We start from the raw sequence: 17,803 nt of genomic DNA on the forward strand, positions 1-17,803 counted from the left end.
CGTAGCAGCGGCCGCAGGCCGCGTCCTGGCGCACCGCACCTCCCATCACCCCAGATGCGCCGCATCCACGTCAATCAACAACAACCGCTGGCCGTTGGCGAAGAACTGCCCTGCGGTGAGGCAATACTGGTTGCTGGTGGCGTCGCGGTAGGTGCTGGACAGGATCAGCCGGCGTTCGTCCCAGCCTTCGGCCAGCAGGTGGTAGAAGTACGGGCGCCACGACCAGTTGTGGCCCAGGTAGCTGGGGTCGGCGTGCCAGCCCTGTTGGCGCCATTCCATGTTGGGGGTCAGTTGGGTGCCGTGGCGGTCGCACTGGTAGAAGCGCAGCAGCCAGGGGTAGGCGTCCAGCCGGGGCAGGGCGCTGGCAGGGGCGCCGGCCTGGGCCCAGGGTTGCAGCACGGCCATCAGCTCGCCCAGTTGCAGGCGCAGGTTCATCAGCCGCGCACGCTCGCCCAGTTTCTGCTGCACGTAGCGCTCGCGCAGGGCGGCGAAGCGGGTGACGAAGGCGTCGGCGGGGAAGAAGTCCGGTTCGGCGCGGGCGAACAGGTAGCCCTGCACGTAGCGTGAGCCGCATTCCAGGGCGAAGTTGAGCTCGGCTTCGGTTTCCACGCCCTCGGCGATGATCCAGCAGCCGGTTTTCTCCGCCATCTGTGCCAGGGCCTTGACCACTTCGCTGCTGGGGCCACCGCGGGCGGCGGCCTGGAACAGGCGCATGTCGAGCTTGAGGATGTCGGGTTGCAGCGCCAGCACGCGGTCCAGTTGCGAATAGCCGGCGCCGAAGTCATCGATGGCGATGCGCGCGCCGGCCTCGCGGTAGCGCTGCACCACCTGGCTGAGGCGACGGCTGTCGCCGCCCAGTTCGGTGATCTCGAACACCACTCGCTCGGCCGGCACGCCGTGGCGCTGCAGTTGGGTCAGGCTGGGCAGCGGCTGGTTGTCGCGCACGCGGCTGATCCAGCGCGGCGAGATATTCAGGCTCAGGAACCAGTCCTGCGGCGCCTCATGCAGGCGGGCCAGGGCGTCGCCGCGGATCTGCCGGTCCAGGCGCCGCAGGGCTGGGGCCAGGGTGCGTGGGTCGCTGAACAGCGGCCCCACCGACTGCACCGTGCCGTCGGCCTGGCGCAGGCGGCCCAGGGCCTCCACGCCGGCGATGCGGCCGGTGGCGGTATCGATGAAGGGTTGAAACCAGGCGAGCGGTTGCCCGTCGAACACGGCGGCTCCTCAGATGGCAGCTTCTTGAGCGCCCCGGCCGGAACCGGGGCATGGCCTAGGGCCTTTGCAAGAATGTAGCCAAATGATGGCAATCTAGTCCTTGCGTTGCATGGCCAGCTTGATCAGGGGCAGCAGGCTGGTGCCCAGCTTCACCAGGCGCGTCAGCCCGCCAGTGCCGCCGCTTTTGGCACCTTTGCCGGTGAGGAAGCCCAGCAGCACCACGCCGGCCAGGCCCCACAACGGTGCATGCTTGATGCCCAAGCCGTCCTGGACCGACTGGCCCATGCCGCGCAGGCGGTTCAAGGGGTTGATCAGCTGGCCGGATTCGTGGCGAATTTCCTGACGGTGCATTTCCATGCGCAAGCGGATCAAGGCCTTGCGCATTTCGCGACGCGACTGGTTCTGTGGCAGGTTCGGTGCACTCATGGCAACAGGCGCTCCCGATCGTTGGCCAGCTCTTCGAGGGTGCCGCTGAACGGCGAGGATTCATCGAAGATCGCCGCTTTCAACTTCATGGCGCAGAACAGCCCTGCCAGCAGGTAGAACACCGCCAGGCCAATCATGCCCTGCATGCGGTAGTTGTCCCACAGCAGAATCAGGATCAGGCCTGACAAGGCCACCAGTGCCAGCAGCGCGAACACCAAGGCCAGCCCGGCGAACAGCAGCAGGCTCAAGGTGCGCGATTTCTGCTCCTGCAGTTCGATGCCGAACAGTTCCACATGGCTGTGCAACAGGCCCAGCAGAGCCGCGCCCAGGCGCCGCGACGACGGCCCGGCGGCCGTCGATTTCGAGTCCATGTCCAAGGCCATCGGTTAGCGCCTTGTGGCCAGCAGGCCGACCAGGAAGCCCACGCCGGCGGCGATGCCGATGGACTGCCAGGGGTTTTCCTGCACGTAGGCCTCGGTCTTGGCCACGGCCAGTTCGCCCTTCAGGCGCAGGGTCTGCTCGGTGGCCTTCAGAGTTTCGCGGGCGCGCAGCAGGCTGTCGTGGATCTGCTCGCGCAGCTCGTCAGCCTGGTCGCCGGCCAGGGTCTTGGTGTGGTCCAGCAGCTTCTCGGTGTCGCGCACCAACGTCTGAAAATCAGCCATCAGTACGTCTTGTGCAGTCTTTGCCGTGGTGCGGGCCATGGTGCTCTCCATTGGTTGGCGTCTGGTGTTTCGAGTGCCCAGGCTTTCTGAAGGTTCCTTCACGTTTGCCTGGTACAGCTTTTGCTTTTCGTTGGTGCATAACAGCAGGCCCGTGCGCCAGATCGGCGCGCCAGAGCCTGCGGTGGAAATAAACCTTAACCCAAACGAAATAAACCCGAGGAAAAATTACCACGCAGTCGAATAAAGAGCGCGTTGCACGTCCCATATTGGTGCAATGACTCATCGGTCGACCTGCTTTGGTGCTGTTTTTCCGGACTTCAGGTCTGCCTTCTCGATGGATAATCTGCAAAGCGCCGTGCAAACACTGATTCACGGCTCCAATACCCTGTTTCTGCTGATGGGCGCTGTCATGGTCCTGGCCATGCACGCCGGCTTCGCGTTCCTGGAAGTCGGCACCGTGCGCCAGAAGAACCAGGTGAACGCGCTGTCGAAGATCCTCAGCGACTTCGCCGTGTCCACCCTGGCCTATTTCTTTATAGGCTACTGGATCGCCTATGGCGTCACCTTCATTGCCCCGGCCAGCGAGCTGAGCGCGGACCATGGCTATGCACTGGTGAAATTCTTCTTCCTGCTGACCTTTGCCGCGGCCATTCCGGCGATCATCTCCGGCGGCATCGCCGAGCGTGCGCGTTTCGTCCCGCAGCTGTGCGCCACCACGCTGATCGTGGCCTTCGTCTACCCGTTCTTCGAGGGCATTGCCTGGAACGGCAACTTTGGCGTGCAGCCGTGGCTGCTGGCGCACTTTGGCGCCACCTTCCATGACTTCGCAGGCTCGGTGGTGGTGCACGCCATGGGCGGCTGGCTGGCGCTGGCGGCGGTGCTGTTGCTGGGCCCGCGGCAGGGGCGTTACCGCGATGGTCGCGTGGTGGCCTTCGCACCGTCGAACATTCCGTTCCTGGCGCTGGGCTCGTGGATTCTGATTGTCGGCTGGTTCGGCTTCAACGTCATGAGCGCACAAAGCGTGGCGGGCATGAGCGGCCTGGTGGCGATCAACTCGCTGATGGCCATGGTCGGCGGTACCATCGCCGCGCTGATCGTCGGCCGCAACGACCCCGGCTTCCTGCACAACGGCCCGCTGGCGGGGCTGGTGGCAGTGTGCGCCGGTTCCGACCTGATGCACCCCATCGGCGCCCTGGCCACCGGTGCCATCGCCGGCGCGCTGTTCGTGGGCTGCTTCATTGCCGCCCAGGGCAAGTGGAAGATCGATGACGTGCTGGGCGTGTGGCCGCTGCACGGCATCTGTGGCGTGTGGGGCGGCGTGGCCTGCGGCATCTTTGGCCAGCAGGCGCTGGGCGGCATGGGCGGCGTGAGCCTGGCCGTGCAGGTGCTGGGCAGCCTGGCCGGGGTGGTCGTGGCGCTGGTGGGCGGCTTTGCGGTGTACGGGCTGCTCAAGGCGGTGGTGGGTATTCGCCTGAGCCAGGAGCAGGAGTACTACGGCGCCGACCTGTCGCTGCACAAGATTGGCGCGGTCAACCACGATTGACCGGGTGGCGTCCCGGCCGCGATGCGGCGCTTGGGGACGCGGCCTGCAGCCGCTGCTACGGAGGGTGGGGGTGATGGCAGTTTGACGCCATAAACCAATGGTTTTCTTGCGTCGGCGTTCGGCATAGCATGCAGTTGGCCCAGGAGCATTTACCCTGGGCCACGGCTTTGGTATGGGGTTCGAACACAAGGGGCAAGGGGTATGGAGCGCCTGTTTTCGTTGCAGGGCATGCGGGGCGTCGCGGTAGTGGGCGTGGTGTTGTTCCACATGGCGGCGGTTGAAGCCAAATACAGCGGTGGTGACCTGTTGCTGCCATCCATGGTGGATTTCTTCCAGCTGGGCGTCGACCTGTTCTTCGTCATCAGCGGCTTCGTCATGGTCATCGTCACCCGCGGCCGCCACCAAGACTGGGTGCAGGGCCAGCGCTTCCTGTTCAATCGCCTGTCGCGCATCTATCCCAACTACTGGCTCTATTACCTGATCACCCTGGGCATCTACCTGGCGGCGCCGGGGCTGGTCAATTCCACCCACGGCGACTCGAACCTGGGCATGTCCTTCCTGCTGCTGCCCAGCGACAAGGTGCTGCTGGTGATGGTGGCCTGGTCGCTGGTGTTCGAACTGTGGTTCTACCTGGTGTTTGCCGCGCTGCTGTTCCTGCGCGAACAGTGGCTGCCCTGGCTGCTGGCGGGTTGGGCGCTGGTGCTGGTGGCCTTCAACCTGACCCAGGACTGGCAGGACTATTCCCCGGCGCTGCGGATCATGCTTCACCCCTACGCCCTGGAATTCATCGTTGGCTGCGCCGTGGCGCGCTACTTCTATTCGGCGCGCAGTGCCGCGCTGCCCACCGGCGTGGTCTGGGTGATGCTGCTGGCCTCGGTGCTGGTAGGCATGCCGCTGATCGCCAGCCTGGGCCTGTACAAGACGGTGGGGCTGCCGCGCATGCTGGCGGCTGCCCTGGTGTTCGGCACGCTGACCTTGTCGCTGGCGTTGCTGGAACGGCGAAAACTGATCACGGTACCGCGCTTCCTTACGCACATAGGTGACATGTCCTACACCGTCTACCTGTCGCACCTGCTGGTGCTCGGGGTGATGGGGCAGGTGTGGCGCCTGGTGGGCGCGAATCCGGACAGTCTGTGGGACAACCTGGCGTTTGTGCTGCTGATGCTGGCAGCCACGTTGTGCTATGGGGCAGTGGCGTACCGGGTGTTCGAGAAACCGCTGCTGGACCGCGCCACGGCGTGGTGCAACCAGCGCTTTCGCAAGGCACCGGCACGCGGGGGGTACGACACGGTGTGACGCATTCGTCGTCACGGGGCTTGGCGCTTTTTCGTCAGGTGACATCACATGGGCAAAACAACAACAAAAACAGTCAACGCAAACCTCAACTGGCTCAAACTTACCCTGGCCCTGATCGTGGTCGCGGTGCATTGCAAGATACTCGGCGGCAACGACACCCTGGCCGGGTACCTGTTGTGCAATGGTGTTTTCCGCGTGGTCGTGCCGGTGTTCTTCATCATCAACGGCTACTTTCTGGGCCAGGCGCCCATGACCTGGCCGGTGATGCGCCAATGGCTATGGCGCGTGACCATGCTCTACGTATTCTGGATGGTCATCTATAGCCCGCTGTACCTCACGGGGCTGGGCTTTGCCGATATGCTGGCGGCCATCAAGCAATGGGTCATCGGCTATTTCCACCTGTGGTATCTGGTGGGCATGATCGGCGCCGGCGCCCTGCTGTTCGTGCTGCACCAGCGCTCCACCGCCACGCTTGCGGCCGCGGCCCTGGCCACCTTCGCCATTGGCGTGGCGCTGCAGTACGCCAGGGTGTACGTGCACATTCCCAATGACTTCCTGCAGCACTTCAACCAGAACGACTACACCGCGCGCAATTTCCTGTTCATGGCGTTTCCGTTCATGGCCCTGGGCTACCTGCTGGCGCGCCACCCGCTGCACCTGCGCCTCAACCGCAGCCTGGTGTGGGGTTGGCTGCTGCTGGCCATGGCGCTGATGCTGCTGGAGTCCGAGCTCAACTACCGCAATGACCCGGTGCACCTGTTCAACTTTGACCTGCTGGCTTCGATGCCACTGGTGGCGCCGGCGCTGTTCATGCTGGTGATGGTCTACGACCGGCCTACCCAGAGCGTCTACGTAGGGCAGATGTCATCGGCGGTGTACTTCGTGCACCCGCTGATCTTGTGGTGTGCCCTGGGCGCGGGGGTGGTCTATGGAAACTTCATGGTGGCGCTGGTGACCCTGGCGGCCGTTGCGCTGGCGCCGCTGTTGATTGCCATGAACCAGCGCTGGCGTTTCATGCTCTAGGTGCGCGAGGCTCGACGGCAAATAGCCATCACCGATAAGATGGTGGCTGTTGCCGCTGCTACGCTGTGTGGCGGTTGGACTGCTCCAGGTTTTTCCAATTTCGCCCACTAGAGCGCTTAGGGATGAGCAAGATCGTCAACGCAAACCTGGACCGGCTCAAGCTGCTGCTGGCGCTGATGGTAGTGGCCATGCACTGCAAGGTGCTGGGTGGCAACGACAGCCTGCCGGGCTACCTGTTGTGCAACGGCCTGCTGCGCATCGCGGTGCCGGTGTTCTTCCTGATCAACGGCTATTTCCTCGGCCAGGCGCTGCAGGGCGCGGCCGGCATACGCCGCTGGCTGGGGCGCATCGTGCTGCTGTACGTGTTCTGGATGCTGGTCTACAGCCCGTTCTACGTGGCGGGTTCAGGCGTGGGCGCGGTGCTGCTGGCGCTCAAGCAGTGGCTGATCGGCTTCTTCCACCTGTGGTACCTGCTGGGCATGATCGGTGGTGGCCTGCTGCTGTATGCCGTGCGCGAGCGCCGCACCTGGCAGGTCGCCGCGCTGGCGTTGATTGCCTTTGCCCTGGGCCTGGCGCTGCAGTACGCGCGGGCCTACGTGCAGATTCCCGAGGCGTTCCTGCAACACTTCAACCAGAACGACTACGCGGCGCGCAACTTCCTGTTCATGGGCTTCCCGTTCGTGGCGACGGGCTTCCTGCTGGCCCGCCACCAGGTGCCGGCACGCCTGGCCCCGGGGCTGTTGTGGAGTTGGCTGGTGGTGGCGCTGCTGCTGATGCTGGCCGAGTCGTGGTTCAACTACCAGCACGCCCCCGACCGCGTCATCAATTTTGACTTCATGTTCACGCTGCCGCTGGTGGCCCCGGTGGTGGTGCTGCTGGCCCTGCATTACCCGCGCCCAGGCACGGGTGACCGCGTGGGTCGATTGTCGGCGGCGGTCTACTTCACCCACCCGTTGTTGATGTTCGCGGCGATGGCTGCGGGGCTGGCGTACGGCAGCCTGATGGCCCTGCTGGTGGCGCTGCTGACCCTGGCCGTGGCACCCCTGGTGATTGCCGCCAGCCGGCGTTGGCGGTTTATCCTGTAGGTTCTAGAATAGGGCCCATTCCAACCTTGCCCGGTAAGCATCATGCCTGCTGAATGCCAATTGCTTGGAACCCTGGGGTGCCACCTGTGCGAGCTGGCCGAGGCTGAGCTGATGCCGCTGGTGGAGCACGGGTTGCAGGTGGAACTGATCGACATCGCCGAAAACCCCGTGCTGTTCGACAGCTACTCGCTGCACATCCCCGTGCTGCTGCGCATCGACACCGGTGCCGAACTGCGCTGGCCGTTCGACACCGACCAGGTGGTCGCCTTCGTGCGCTGAGCCTGCGCAGGCTTTCCCGCTGCCCCGTCGCCGCGCCTACATAGATAACTACACGCTCCCTCCACCGGCCCCGGACAATGGCCGGTGCACCCGTGCGCACGTCAAGGAGCGACTGCATGAACCTGAGCGACAACTTCACCCTGGCAGAGATGATTGCCTCCCCCTCGGCCGCCAAGGCCGGCATCGACAACACCCCCGACGCGGCCGTTATCGCCAACCTGCGCCGCCTGTGCCAGCTGCTTGAGGCCATCCGCACCCTGGTGGACGCGCCGCTGCTGATCAGCAGCGGCTACCGTGGCCCGGCGTTGAACGCGCTGATTGGCGGTTCGCCCACCAGTGCGCACCTGCGTGGCCTGGCCGCGGATTTCACGGTGGTGGGCTTGGCGCCGCGGCAAACGGTGGAACTGATCGCCGACAGCGGCCTGGTGTTCGACCAGCTGATCCTGGAGTTCGACCGCTGGGTGCACCTGGCCGTCAGCGAGCGGCCACCGCGCCGCGAAGTGCTGACCATTCGCAAGGACACCGGCTACCTGCCCGGGATTGTCTGAGGCGCCACCGATCATCTGCGCATTGACGCAGAGGGTAGCGATCCTTATGCTGTATATAAATACAGTGTTCATGGAAGTGCGCACTACAGGGTGCCCGCGCGTGCCCTGAGCAACGAAGTCAGAGGATTGCCCGCGTGGTCAATGTCGAACAACTGAAATACAGCGTCAACCGCATGAGCCCGGAAGTGGTCCAGGAGGCGGTGCTGGAGCTGCGCCTCGATGGCCTGGTAACGGAAGGCAAGACGCCCTTCAACAAATTGCATTTCAACACCTGCTTCGCCGAGATCGAGGCACTGTTCCAGCGTGCCGGCTACCATCGCCCGCTGGACGTGGTGGGCTACGAGGGCCTGCTGTACGCCCTGTACGACCCCACTCGCTGGGAAGCGGTGCAGGTGCTGCGCTGGCTCAAGGAGTTCACCGACGCGGCGCGCCAGGCCCACGCGCAATGACAGCGGGCGCGGCACTGGGGGATAATGCCAGGCTGCCTTAGCCCAGAGCCCTGCCCATGTCCGATCGTGCCTTCAACGCTGCCCATCACCAGGCCAGCACCCTCAGCCTGCCGCCTGGCCCCTGGACGACGGTGCTGGATTGCCTGTGCGATCACTTCAAGGCCATCGACCGCGCCCAGTGGCTGGACCGCATTGCCCGGGGCAGGGTACTGGACGCCCAGGGGCAGCCGATAGCGGTCGACCTGCCCTACAAACAGGGCCTGCGCATTCACTATTTCCGTGAAGTGCCCAATGAAAAGCCCATCGCTGCCCAGGAGCAGATCCTGCACGTGGACGAGCACCTGGTGGTGGCCGACAAGCCGCACTTTCTGCCGGTGACGCCCACTGGCGAGTACGTGGAGCACACCTTGCTGCGCCGGCTGATCCGCCGCCTGGACAACCCGCACCTGGTGCCGCTGCACCGTATCGACCGCCACACCGCCGGGCTGGTGCTGTTTTCGGCCAACCCCGAGAGCCGCTCGGCCTACCAGTCGCTGTTCCCCAACCGTCAGATCGACAAGCGCTACCACGCCATTGCCCCGGCGTTGCCGCACCTGAGCTTCCCGCTGGTGCACAAGAGCCGCATGGTGCACGGCGAGCCGTTCTTCCGCATGCAGGAAGTGGACGGCGTGCCCAACAGCGAGACCTTGGTGGAAGTGGGGGAGAAGCACGGAGACCTGTGGCGCTACATCCTCTATCCCATCACCGGCAAGACCCACCAGCTGCGGGTGCACATGACGGCGCTGGGGGCCAGCCTGTGCAACGACCCGTTCTACCCGCAGGTGTGCGGGCAGGGCGAGGCGGATGATTACGCGAAACCGTTGAAGCTGCTGGCGCAGAGCCTGCGCTTCAAGGACCCGTTGACGGGTGAGGAACGCAGCTTCGAGAGCCGCCTGACGTTGGAGTGGTGACCGACGCTGGCCACCTGTAGCCGCTGCCGCCAGGCTGCGCTGGCCCATTCGTACACTGAAGATCTTCAGCGTGGGGCATGGCCAGCGCAGCCTTCGGCAGCGGCTACGGTCGATCGGCGTCCGGTTCAGAACACCGAGTTGAACAACCAGTACAACGAGCCTGACAGCAGGATGGCCGCCGGCAAGGTCAGCACCCAGGCCATCACCAGGTTGCGGATGGTGCGCATCTGCAGCCCCGAGCCGTTGGCCACCATGGCCCCGGCCACGCCCGAGGACAGCACGTGGGTGGTGGACACCGGCAGCCCGTACATGTCCGCCGCGCCGATGGTCAGCATAGCCACCACTTCGGCGCTGGCGCCCTGGGCGTAGGTCAGGTGGTTCTTGCCGATTTTCTCACCGACCGTCACCACGATGCGCTTCCAGCCCACCATGGTGCCCAGCCCCAGGGCGATGGCCACGGCCACTTTCACCCACAGCGGGATGAAGCGGGTGGAGCTGTCGATCTGCTGCTTGAACTGCGAGACCTTGGCCTGGGTGTCGGCGTCAAACTGGCCGACCTTGTCCTTGTCCATCAGGCGAATCGCCTCGGAGGTCAGGTACATGTCGTTACGCACGTTGCCCACCGCGGCGGCAGGGATGGCGGTAAGGCTGCCGTAGGCGTTGACCTCGTTGCCGATCAGCCCGGCAATGGCGGCCAGGGCCGGTACCAGTTCCGGGGTAGGCTGCTTGTTGCGGATATAGTCCGTCAGGATCGCCCGCGGGTCGCCGTTCACCGGCGTTGGCGCGGCCTTGACCAGCGCCTGTTGGGTCACCTGGGCCACGGCGGCGAACTGCACCGACTGGTCGGCCGGCATGGCGCGGTTCAGGGCGTAGGCCATGGGCAGGGTGCCCACCAGGATCAGCATGATCAGGCCCATGCCTTTCTGGCCGTCGTTGGAGCCGTGGGCGAAGGACACGCCGGTGCAGGTCAGAATCAGCAGGCCGCGAATCCACCATGGCGGTGGCGCGTCGCTGACGGGCGCCTTGTACAGGGCGCGGTTTTTCACGAACACGCGCAGCACCACCAGCAACAGCGCGGCGAAGGCGAAGCCCAGCAGCGGCGACAGCAGCAGCGAGTAACCGATTTTCAGCGCCTGGCCCCAGTCCACGCCGCTGGTGCCGTCGCGGCCGTGCATGAGTGCGTTGGCCACGCCCACGCCGATGATCGAACCAATCAGGGTGTGCGACGAGGAGGCCGGCAGGCCCAGCCACCAGGTGCCCAGGTTCCAGATGATGGCCGCCAGCAGCAGGGCGAAGATCATCGAGAAACCGGCGGACGAGCCCACCTGCAGAATCAGCTCCACCGGCAGCAGGGCGATGATGCCGAACGCCACCGCGCCGCTGGAGGTCAGCACGCCGAGGAAGTTGAACAGGCCCGACCACACCACCGCGAACTGCGGCGGCAGCGAATGGGTGTAGATCACCGTGGCCACCGCGTTGGCGGTGTCATGGAAACCGTTGACGAACTCGAAGCCCAGGGCGATCAGCAGGGCCACGCCCAGCAGGATGAACGGCGTCCAGGTGGTGACGATGGTGCCCATCTCGTCGACGTCGGTGACCAGGCTCCAGGTGCTGTAGATCAGCCCGATGGCCAGCACGATGAAGAAGCCGATGAGGGTGCCGCGCCCTGGCTTGCGGTCAAACTGCGGGCGCGCTTGAGTACTGCTGGGGGATGAAGAAGCCAGGGTTGGCGTAGCCATGTCAGGCAACTCGATTGAGGGAGGGAACCCTCATAATCGTTGCAAAATGTGACAGACTGGCGTCAGCCCCGGGTCAGTAGTCGGTCCGCTTGCGGAACGCCCAGCGCCCGGCCAGCAGGGTGAAGGTGGCCACCAGCGCCACCAGGATCCAGAAGCCCTCCGGGTCGCTGGCCAGCGGGATGCCGCCCACGTTCATGCCGAAGAAGCCGGCGATGATGTTGATGGGCAGGGCCAGCACCGTCACCACGGTCAGGGTGAACAGGGTGCGGTTGCTCTGTTCGTTGAGGTTGGCGGCAATTTCTTCCTGCAGCAGCTTGATGCGTTCGCCCAGGGCCGTGAGGTCGCTGAGCACCAGGGCGAACTCCTCGGTAGCCTGGCGCAGGGCCTGCACGTCATCCTCCTGCAGCCAGGCCGGCGGCCGGTTCAGCAGCCGCAGCAACGAGCCCGGCTCCAGCGCCAGCAGGCGCTGCAGGCGCACCAGCACCCGGCGCATGCTGCCCAGTTCAGCGCGGTTGTTGCTCAGGCGCAGGGACAGCAGTTGGTCTTCGATATTGTCGACGCTCATGCTGGTCTTGCGCACGATCTGCGTCAGCACCTCGGCCTGGTCGCGGAACAGGTGCACCAGCAGCTCCATGGGCGAGCGGAAGCGCTCGCCGCGCTTCACCGACGAACGCAGCTTGTCCACCGAGTGCAGCGGCTGCAGGCGGGCGCTGACCAGCACCCGCTCGTTGGCGCACAGCCATAGGGTGGAAATGTCCGAGGAGACCATGCCGAAGTTGAACACCACGTCGTTGACCACCGCCAGCAGGGCGTCGTCGACGTGCTCGATGCGCGTGGAACGCGAGCCTTCGTGCAGCGATTCGTAGAAATCATCGGGCAGCTGCAGGTGCGCGCGCATCCAGCGCTCGCAGCCGGCGTGGGCCAGGTTCAGGTGCAGCCAGACGAACTCGTCGTTGTGCTCGGCGTCGCCCAGGGTTTGCAGCACGGCGGCCGAATCCAGCTCGCACACCGGGCCACCGGGGCGGAAGCGGTAGCCGTACAGCAAGCCGAAAAGGTCCGAGTCCTGGTGGCTCTTGATGATGCTCGAATTCATGTCGGCTCGCGGCGCAAGGGCTGATGGCGCGATCATGAGGAGGAAATATTGCAGTTATGTGACAGTTTGTGAGCGGATGTGAATGTTCATCTAGGTTCGCGCAATCCATGAAAATTGCTGGGTGCGCGGCGCCGGCCAGTGAGTGCGGCGGCGGTAGCTACCCAGCGCGTCGGTATGGCAGCAGGTGCAGAGGTCGACGACCTCGACCTGATCGGCGGCAATGCCTTGCTCGGCCAACAGCAATTGGCCGTAGCGCGCCAGGTCGAACCACAGGCCGTGGGTGTTCATGGCTGGTGGCTGCGGCAGGGCGTTTGGCTGCGCGGGGGCCGGACGCTGCTGATACCAGGGTGGATTCGAGCCGGCCCACAGCGTGCGAAAATCATCGCTCACCTCATAGCAGCAGGGCTTGATCGACGGGCCGATGGCAACGCGCACGCGGTGCCGTGGCACGCGCGCCTGGGCGAAGCGGCGCAGGGCGTTGCCCAGGATGCCGGCCCGCAGGCCCTTCCAGCCGCCGTGCACGGCGGCCACGTGCCGGCCGTCGGTGGAGGCCATCAGCACGGGCAGGCAGTCGGCGGTGAAGACGGCGATGGGCCGTTGCTGATCGGTGAACAGGCCATCGGCGATCACGTCCCCGTGGGTGGGGGCGACGATCTCGGCGGTGTGCTTCTGGTTGCAACAGAAGGTATCGGCAGGCAGCGCATCGTCGATGCCGAGGAATCCATGGGCGATGCCGGGGATGTCGGCCAGGTTGTTGGCGGTCCAGCGCATGAAAGGGCTTTCCGTGGATGTTGGGTGGAACAGGATAATGCGCCTGTAGCAGCGGCCGCTAGGCCGCGTCACAGGCGCTGGGCGTGTTGGCCATGACGCGGCCTTCGGCCGCTGCTACAGCGCGATCGGCGGTGCGCGCAGCCCTGTAGCAGCTGCCGCAGGCGGCGTCCGGGTTCGCTGCGGTGTGCCGGGAATAGCGCGGCACCTTGTACGCGGCCTTCGGCGAAAGACCGTTGCTGCTACAGGGTTGGTAGGGTCAGCCGCCGTGCAGTCCGGCCAGCGAGGCATCCACCTTTTCCCCCAACAGAATCTCCAATTCGAACGCCCGCAACGCGGCCCCCACCACTTCAGCCACCTGCCCATCGGCAACGATGTCCGCTGCCGTCATGCCTTTGGCCAACAGGTTGACCGTCACCGACGCCTGCTCCACCAGGTGCGCCGACATGGTCCGCAGCACCAGGCGCAGCGCCGCCTGGGCGTCGCTGGCGCGTGGGGAGGCGTTGAATAGCGCCACCGGCTTGCCGGGGAATTGCTGGCTGGCCACCAGCCAGTCCAAGGCGTTCTTGAAGGCTCCAGGAATACCGCGGGCGTATTCGGGGCAGGCGATCAGCAGGCCGTCGGCGGCGTCCACCGCTGCGTGCAGGGCTTGCACCAAAGGCGGTGGCGTGTCGCTGAGGTCGGGGTTGAACAATGGCAGCTCGCTGATGCCCTCGTAGTGCTTGAGGTGCAGGCCCGGGGGCGCCAGTTGCGCGGCGGCGCGCAGCAGCGCGCGGTTGGATGAACCTTGGCGCAGGCTGCCGCAGAGGGTGAGGAGGTGGGGCACGGGCAGGGTCCTTTGCGTGGGTGGTTCGAGGCGGCGGCGGGGGCTTTTGACGCAGCGTGCGGCAGCTGCTACGTCGAATGAAGGAGCGCCTTCAGGCGCATTGTTGTCCCTCGCTGTGCCAGCGGCCCTCGTACGCCAGCTTCAATTCATAAAGATGGTGATCAAGGTCGTTGATCTTGTTGATGGCAGTCATGAGGTCGGCTTCCCCTGTCTTCGCCTCCAAATACAAACCTCGCAAATAGCGATCACTCACGGTTGGAATTTTGCCGGTTTTTTCCCAGATTGCCACCGCTTGGCTGGTGAGCCCGACAATGTCGCCCAAGCGCTCCTGGGACAAGCCCAATTCCTTGCGCAGAAACCGAAATTCGGCGCCTGTCAGCGGTGCCGGTTTTTCTGCGAGTGCCTTGCCTATTGTGTCGTGCAGCCCTTGCACATCGGTGATGCCCAAGGCTTCACCATATGACGTCTGTTTCAGTACGTAGCCGTTGCTCAGCCACACGTTCGGCAAGCCGCTCTCAACGTAGTGGTACATAAATTCACCTCTGTTTCTGAATCGCGGTCACCACGACGAGATAGGTCCCGTCCTCGTCAATATCTATCGCGCCCACAACCTGGAGGGGTGACCCTGCCCGGAACCAGGAAAGTGTGAAGCGCCAATCCCCTTTTGGCATGTAGGCCGGCCCTTCAGTGATTTGCCCTTTGGCCAGGCATTCCATGACATCCGGCAAGGTGATCTCGCGCTCGGTCATTCTTTGTCGCGCATGGGCCGTGTACAGGACACGGCCCGAATTCACTGCGATCTGGCGAATCAAGCTGAGCGCGGTCTGTTTCGGAAGCGGGTACGGCAGCGACCTGATCATGGCTTAATCTATAAAAACTATAGGTCGCGCTATGCTAAATGACAACACCCAGCTGTCAATGAATCGATTGTTCGGTTTTGTTTCCCGGCTATGTCCTGGAACACCGGGCACAAAAAAGCCCGCACAAGGCGGGCTTTTCTTCACAAAACTGGTCGGGGAGACAGGATTCGAACCTGCGGCCTTCTCGTCCCGAACGAGACGCGCTACCTGGCTGCGCTACACCCCGATAGACCTGATTCTATTCCAAAATCGGCGCTCGGCAAGTGGGGGCACGCCGGCCAGGCGTGCCCCTGGGGTCAGGCCGTCACAGCTCTTTGACGGTGCGTACCTGATCCTTGTTGATGCGGGTTTCCTTGCCATCCAGCTGCTTGATTTCGTAGAAGCCCGAGTCTTCATCGTATTTGGGCGTGTCCACCGCCTGGATCTCGCGCCCGTCGTTGAGGGTGATGACCGTGGGCGTGGAGCAACCCGCCAGGGTGGCCAGGCCCATTGCCAGGAGCAGAGCGGGAAGGGTCCGTTTAGTCATTGTCTGTTTCTCCAAAGGGGGACGATTGTTCCATGTACAAGGTTTGAGACGGTTGTACCCTGGGTGAGTTCCATTTTTTTGACACTGTCAGGCATCGCCCAGCAGCTGCGGGGTGTTGAGGTTGGCCAGCCGCGGGTCATCGGCCGGGCACTGCAGCGCCTGGGCGCCAAGGGCCAGCATGACCTGGCGCGGGCTGCGCTCGCCGGCCTGCCAGGCCTGCTCGAACACCGCCGCATGGGCCACCGGGATCACGCACAGCAGCGGCTCCCAATGCTCGCCCTGGCGCACCATCAATGGTTGTTGCGGCTGCGCGAACGCCAAGCGCAGCATGGCCTGCAACAAGTCGCCGTCAATGCCCGGCACGTCGCAGGGCAGCACCAGCAGGTGGCTGTGGCGGGCGGCGGCCAGGCCTGCGCGAATGCCTGCCAGGGGGCCGGGGAAGTCGGCGCTGTCGTCGCCTACCAGGCGGTCGGCGTAGGCGGCGTAGATGGCCTGGTTGCGGTTGCAGGAGATGATCAGGTCGTCGCCCAGGCCGCGCACCCGGGCGTGCAGGTGGGCAATCAGCGGGTGGCCGCGCCAGGGCAGCAGGCCCTTGTCGCGACCGCCCATGCGCTGGCCACGGCCACCGGCCAGCAACAGGACGGAACAGGCGGGCAGGGCAGTGTCGGGCATCGCAGGTCTCGGTCTTCAGATGAGGGCTGCTGTGATATAACACTGCCTATTCCTACACACAACCGGACGAGCCCTGATGAAAGCCAAGGCTGATGTACCTTTTGTGCCGCTCAATATTGCGGTGCTGACTGTCAGTGACACCCGTACCCTGGAAACCGACACCTCCGGGCAAATGTTCGTCGACCGCCTGACCGCCGCCGGCCACCTGCTGGCCGAGCGCGTGCTGCTCAAGGACGACCTGTACAAGATTCGCGCGAAAGTCGCCCACTGGATCGCCGAGGACGTGGTGCAGGTGGTGCTGATCACCGGCGGCACCGGCTTCACCGGCCGCGACAGCACCCCCGAGGCCGTGGCCTGCCTGCTGGACAAGCAGGTGGACGGTTTTGGCGAGCTGTTCCGCCAGATCAGCGTACCGGACATCGGCACCTCCACCGTGCAGTCGCGCGCCCTGGCGGGCCTGGCCAACGGCACCCTGGTGTGCTGCCTGCCGGGCTCCACCAACGCCGTGCGCACCGGTTGGGACGGTATCCTCGCCGAGCAGCTGGACGTGCGCCACCGCCCGTGCAACTTCGTCCCTCACCTCAAGCAGGCCGAGCCCTGCCAGTCCCGTGGCTGAGTTGGGCGCGGCCAAGCCGCTGATGCCGCTGGAGCAGGCGCTGGAGCGCCTGCTGGCCATGGCTGACCAGGCGCCGCTGCGCGAGACCGAGCGCGTGGCCCTGGCCGACGCCGATGGCCGGGTGCTGGCCACCGACCTGGTGTCGGCCCTGGACCTGCCGCCCTGGTCCAACAGCGCCATGGACGGCTATGCCCTGCGCCTGGCCGACTGGAGCGGCGAGCCGCTGCCGGTGAGCCAGCGCATCCAGGCCGGGCAGATGCCCACGCCGCTGGCGGCGGGCACCTGCGCGCGCATCTTCACCGGCGCGCCCGTGCCGGCGGGTGCCGACTGCGTGGAAATGCAGGAAAACGCCGAGGTGCTGGACGACGGCCGCGTGCGCTTCACCGAAGCGCTCAGCCTGAACCAGAACATCCGCCCCCAAGGCCAGGAAACCCGCGTCGGTGAGCAGGTGCTGCCGGCCGGCACGCGCCTGGGCCCGATCGAACTGGGCCTGGCGGCGTCCCTGGGCCACGCCGAGCTGGACGTGGTACGGCGCGTGCGCGTGGCGGTGCTGTCCACCGGCGATGAGCTGGTGGATCCCGGCCAGCCGCTGGCACCGGGGCAGATCTACAACAGCAACCGCCGCCTGCTGGTGAGCTGGCTGCAGCGCCTGGGCTGCGAGGTGATCGACGCCGGCATCCTGCCCGACGACCTCGCCCGCACCCGCGCGCGCCTGGCCGAGCTGGGCCAGGCCGAGCTGATCCTGTCCACCGGTGGTGTGTCGGTGGGCGAGGCGGATTTCCTCGGCGTGGCCTTGCGCGAGGAAGGCGAGCTGGCGCTGTGGAAGCTGGCGATCAAGCCGGGCAAGCCGCTGACCTTCGGGCATTTCCGTGGCGTGCCGGTGATCGGCCTGCCAGGCAACCCGGCCTCCACCCTGGTGACCTTCGCGCTGCTGGCGCGGCCGTACCTGTTGCGGCGCATGGGCGTGGCCGACGTCGCGCCGCTGGCGTTCGAGGTGCCGGTGGGCTTTACCTGGGACAAGCCGGGTAACCGCCGCGAGTACCTGCGCGGGCGCCTGGAGAACGGCCGCGCGGTCATCTACCCCAACCAGAGCTCCGGGGTGCTGCGCAGCGCCGCCTGGGCCGAGGGCCTGGTGGAGGTGCTGGAAGGCCGCACCCTGGCCGAAGGCGACCGCGTGCGCTTCATTCCCCTGAGCGAAGTGCTGGCCTGAATTAATTGTTACCGGCCTCG

General features: G+C 65.2%; 22 protein-coding genes and 1 tRNA gene. 10 read left to right on the forward strand and 13 right to left on the reverse strand.

From position 1 onward, the window contains the following. Window positions 1-45 precede the first annotated feature (45 nt). The 4 genes from AC0J42_RS09950 to AC0J42_RS09965 form a co-directional block, all read right to left on the reverse strand. Window positions 46-1,212 carry an EAL domain-containing protein gene (locus AC0J42_RS09950; RefSeq protein ID WP_416423383.1) on the reverse strand — a complete coding sequence of 389 codons (1,167 nt, stop codon included), beginning with the start codon at window positions 1,210-1,212 and terminating at the stop codon, window positions 46-48. Window positions 1,213-1,305: 93 nt separating this feature from the next. Beyond that, the gene (locus AC0J42_RS09955; RefSeq protein ID WP_416423384.1) at window positions 1,306-1,638 is read right to left on the reverse strand and encodes a hypothetical protein; all 333 of its coding nucleotides are present in this window, start codon (window positions 1,636-1,638) and stop codon (window positions 1,306-1,308) included. After that, complete coding sequence (locus AC0J42_RS09960; RefSeq protein WP_416427569.1) at window positions 1,635-2,009, reverse strand: phage holin family protein; 375 nt, start codon at window positions 2,007-2,009, stop codon at window positions 1,635-1,637. The genes AC0J42_RS09955 and AC0J42_RS09960 overlap by 4 nt, the downstream gene beginning before the upstream one ends. A gap of 15 nt (window positions 2,010-2,024) precedes the next feature. Beyond that, window positions 2,025-2,339 carry an ElaB/YgaM/YqjD family protein gene (locus tag AC0J42_RS09965; RefSeq protein ID WP_416423385.1) on the reverse strand — a complete coding sequence of 105 codons (315 nt, stop codon included), beginning with the start codon at window positions 2,337-2,339 and terminating at the stop codon, window positions 2,025-2,027. A gap of 295 nt (window positions 2,340-2,634) precedes the next feature. Here AC0J42_RS09965 and AC0J42_RS09970 point away from each other — a divergent pair, with 295 nt between their 5' ends. From AC0J42_RS09970 to AC0J42_RS10005, 8 genes are all read left to right on the forward strand, one after another. Then, window positions 2,635-3,843, forward strand: a complete 1,209-nt coding sequence (locus AC0J42_RS09970; RefSeq protein ID WP_473006008.1) for an ammonium transporter — start codon at window positions 2,635-2,637, stop codon at window positions 3,841-3,843. Window positions 3,844-4,044: 201 nt separating this feature from the next. Continuing rightward, the gene (locus AC0J42_RS09975) at window positions 4,045-5,139 is read left to right on the forward strand and encodes an acyltransferase family protein (RefSeq protein ID WP_473006009.1); all 1,095 of its coding nucleotides are present in this window, start codon (window positions 4,045-4,047) and stop codon (window positions 5,137-5,139) included. 48 nt (window positions 5,140-5,187) lie between these two features. Then, window positions 5,188-6,162, forward strand: coding sequence for an acyltransferase family protein (locus tag AC0J42_RS09980; protein ID WP_416423388.1), 975 nt, complete (start codon window positions 5,188-5,190; stop codon window positions 6,160-6,162). 122 nt (window positions 6,163-6,284) lie between these two features. Then, window positions 6,285-7,247, forward strand: coding sequence for an acyltransferase family protein (locus tag AC0J42_RS09985; RefSeq protein ID WP_416423389.1), 963 nt, complete (start codon window positions 6,285-6,287; stop codon window positions 7,245-7,247). A 42-nt stretch (window positions 7,248-7,289) separates the two neighbouring features. Next, window positions 7,290-7,526, forward strand: coding sequence for a glutaredoxin family protein (locus AC0J42_RS09990; protein ID WP_473006011.1), 237 nt, complete (start codon window positions 7,290-7,292; stop codon window positions 7,524-7,526). Between the two features lie 116 nt (window positions 7,527-7,642). After that, window positions 7,643-8,074: a D-Ala-D-Ala carboxypeptidase family metallohydrolase gene (locus tag AC0J42_RS09995; RefSeq protein ID WP_416423391.1), complete on the forward strand. Its 432-nt coding sequence runs from the start codon at window positions 7,643-7,645 to the stop codon at window positions 8,072-8,074. Between the two features lie 134 nt (window positions 8,075-8,208). Next, a complete protein-coding gene (locus tag AC0J42_RS10000) occupies window positions 8,209-8,523 on the forward strand; it encodes a transcriptional regulator (RefSeq protein WP_416423392.1) in 315 nt (104 codons plus the stop codon). Between the two features lie 56 nt (window positions 8,524-8,579). Beyond that, entirely contained in the window at window positions 8,580-9,473 is an 894-nt protein-coding gene (locus AC0J42_RS10005) for a pseudouridine synthase (protein ID WP_473006013.1), read from the forward strand. Window positions 9,474-9,598: 125 nt separating this feature from the next. Here AC0J42_RS10005 and AC0J42_RS10010 read toward each other — a convergent pair whose 3' ends face one another. The 9 genes from AC0J42_RS10010 to mobA form a co-directional block, all read right to left on the reverse strand. Continuing rightward, complete coding sequence (locus tag AC0J42_RS10010; protein ID WP_473006015.1) at window positions 9,599-11,212, reverse strand: inorganic phosphate transporter; 1,614 nt, start codon at window positions 11,210-11,212, stop codon at window positions 9,599-9,601. 73 nt (window positions 11,213-11,285) lie between these two features. Further along, complete coding sequence (locus AC0J42_RS10015) at window positions 11,286-12,305, reverse strand: transporter (RefSeq protein ID WP_416423395.1); 1,020 nt, start codon at window positions 12,303-12,305, stop codon at window positions 11,286-11,288. Between the two features lie 90 nt (window positions 12,306-12,395). After that, window positions 12,396-13,076 carry a purine nucleoside phosphorylase YfiH/LACC1 family protein gene (locus tag AC0J42_RS10020; protein WP_473006016.1) on the reverse strand — a complete coding sequence of 227 codons (681 nt, stop codon included), beginning with the start codon at window positions 13,074-13,076 and terminating at the stop codon, window positions 12,396-12,398. Between the two features lie 256 nt (window positions 13,077-13,332). Continuing rightward, window positions 13,333-13,899, reverse strand: a complete 567-nt coding sequence (locus AC0J42_RS10025; RefSeq protein WP_473006017.1) for an NADPH-dependent FMN reductase — start codon at window positions 13,897-13,899, stop codon at window positions 13,333-13,335. A 91-nt stretch (window positions 13,900-13,990) separates the two neighbouring features. Beyond that, complete coding sequence (locus tag AC0J42_RS10030) at window positions 13,991-14,431, reverse strand: transcriptional regulator (protein WP_416423398.1); 441 nt, start codon at window positions 14,429-14,431, stop codon at window positions 13,991-13,993. A 4-nt stretch (window positions 14,432-14,435) separates the two neighbouring features. After that, window positions 14,436-14,759: a DUF4258 domain-containing protein gene (locus AC0J42_RS10035; RefSeq protein WP_416423399.1), complete on the reverse strand. Its 324-nt coding sequence runs from the start codon at window positions 14,757-14,759 to the stop codon at window positions 14,436-14,438. 149 nt (window positions 14,760-14,908) lie between these two features. Next, window positions 14,909-14,985: transfer RNA gene (locus AC0J42_RS10040), tRNA-Pro, on the reverse strand. 78 nt (window positions 14,986-15,063) lie between these two features. Then, entirely contained in the window at window positions 15,064-15,285 is a 222-nt protein-coding gene (locus tag AC0J42_RS10045; protein WP_027978455.1) for a YgdI/YgdR family lipoprotein, read from the reverse strand. Between the two features lie 87 nt (window positions 15,286-15,372). After that, window positions 15,373-15,957 (reverse strand): molybdenum cofactor guanylyltransferase MobA, encoded by a 585-nt coding sequence (gene mobA / locus AC0J42_RS10050; RefSeq protein ID WP_473006018.1) that lies wholly within the window; start codon window positions 15,955-15,957, stop codon window positions 15,373-15,375. A gap of 76 nt (window positions 15,958-16,033) precedes the next feature. Here mobA and moaB point away from each other — a divergent pair, with 76 nt between their 5' ends. Next, a complete protein-coding gene (gene moaB / locus AC0J42_RS10055) occupies window positions 16,034-16,573 on the forward strand; it encodes a molybdenum cofactor biosynthesis protein B (protein WP_027978453.1) in 540 nt (179 codons plus the stop codon). A 22-nt stretch (window positions 16,574-16,595) separates the two neighbouring features. Further along, the gene (locus AC0J42_RS10060; protein ID WP_473006835.1) at window positions 16,596-17,783 is read left to right on the forward strand and encodes a molybdopterin molybdotransferase MoeA; all 1,188 of its coding nucleotides are present in this window, start codon (window positions 16,596-16,598) and stop codon (window positions 17,781-17,783) included. Window positions 17,784-17,803: the final 20 nt, after the last annotated feature.

Source organism: Pseudomonas sp. Tav-5-1A (assembly GCF_055755055.1).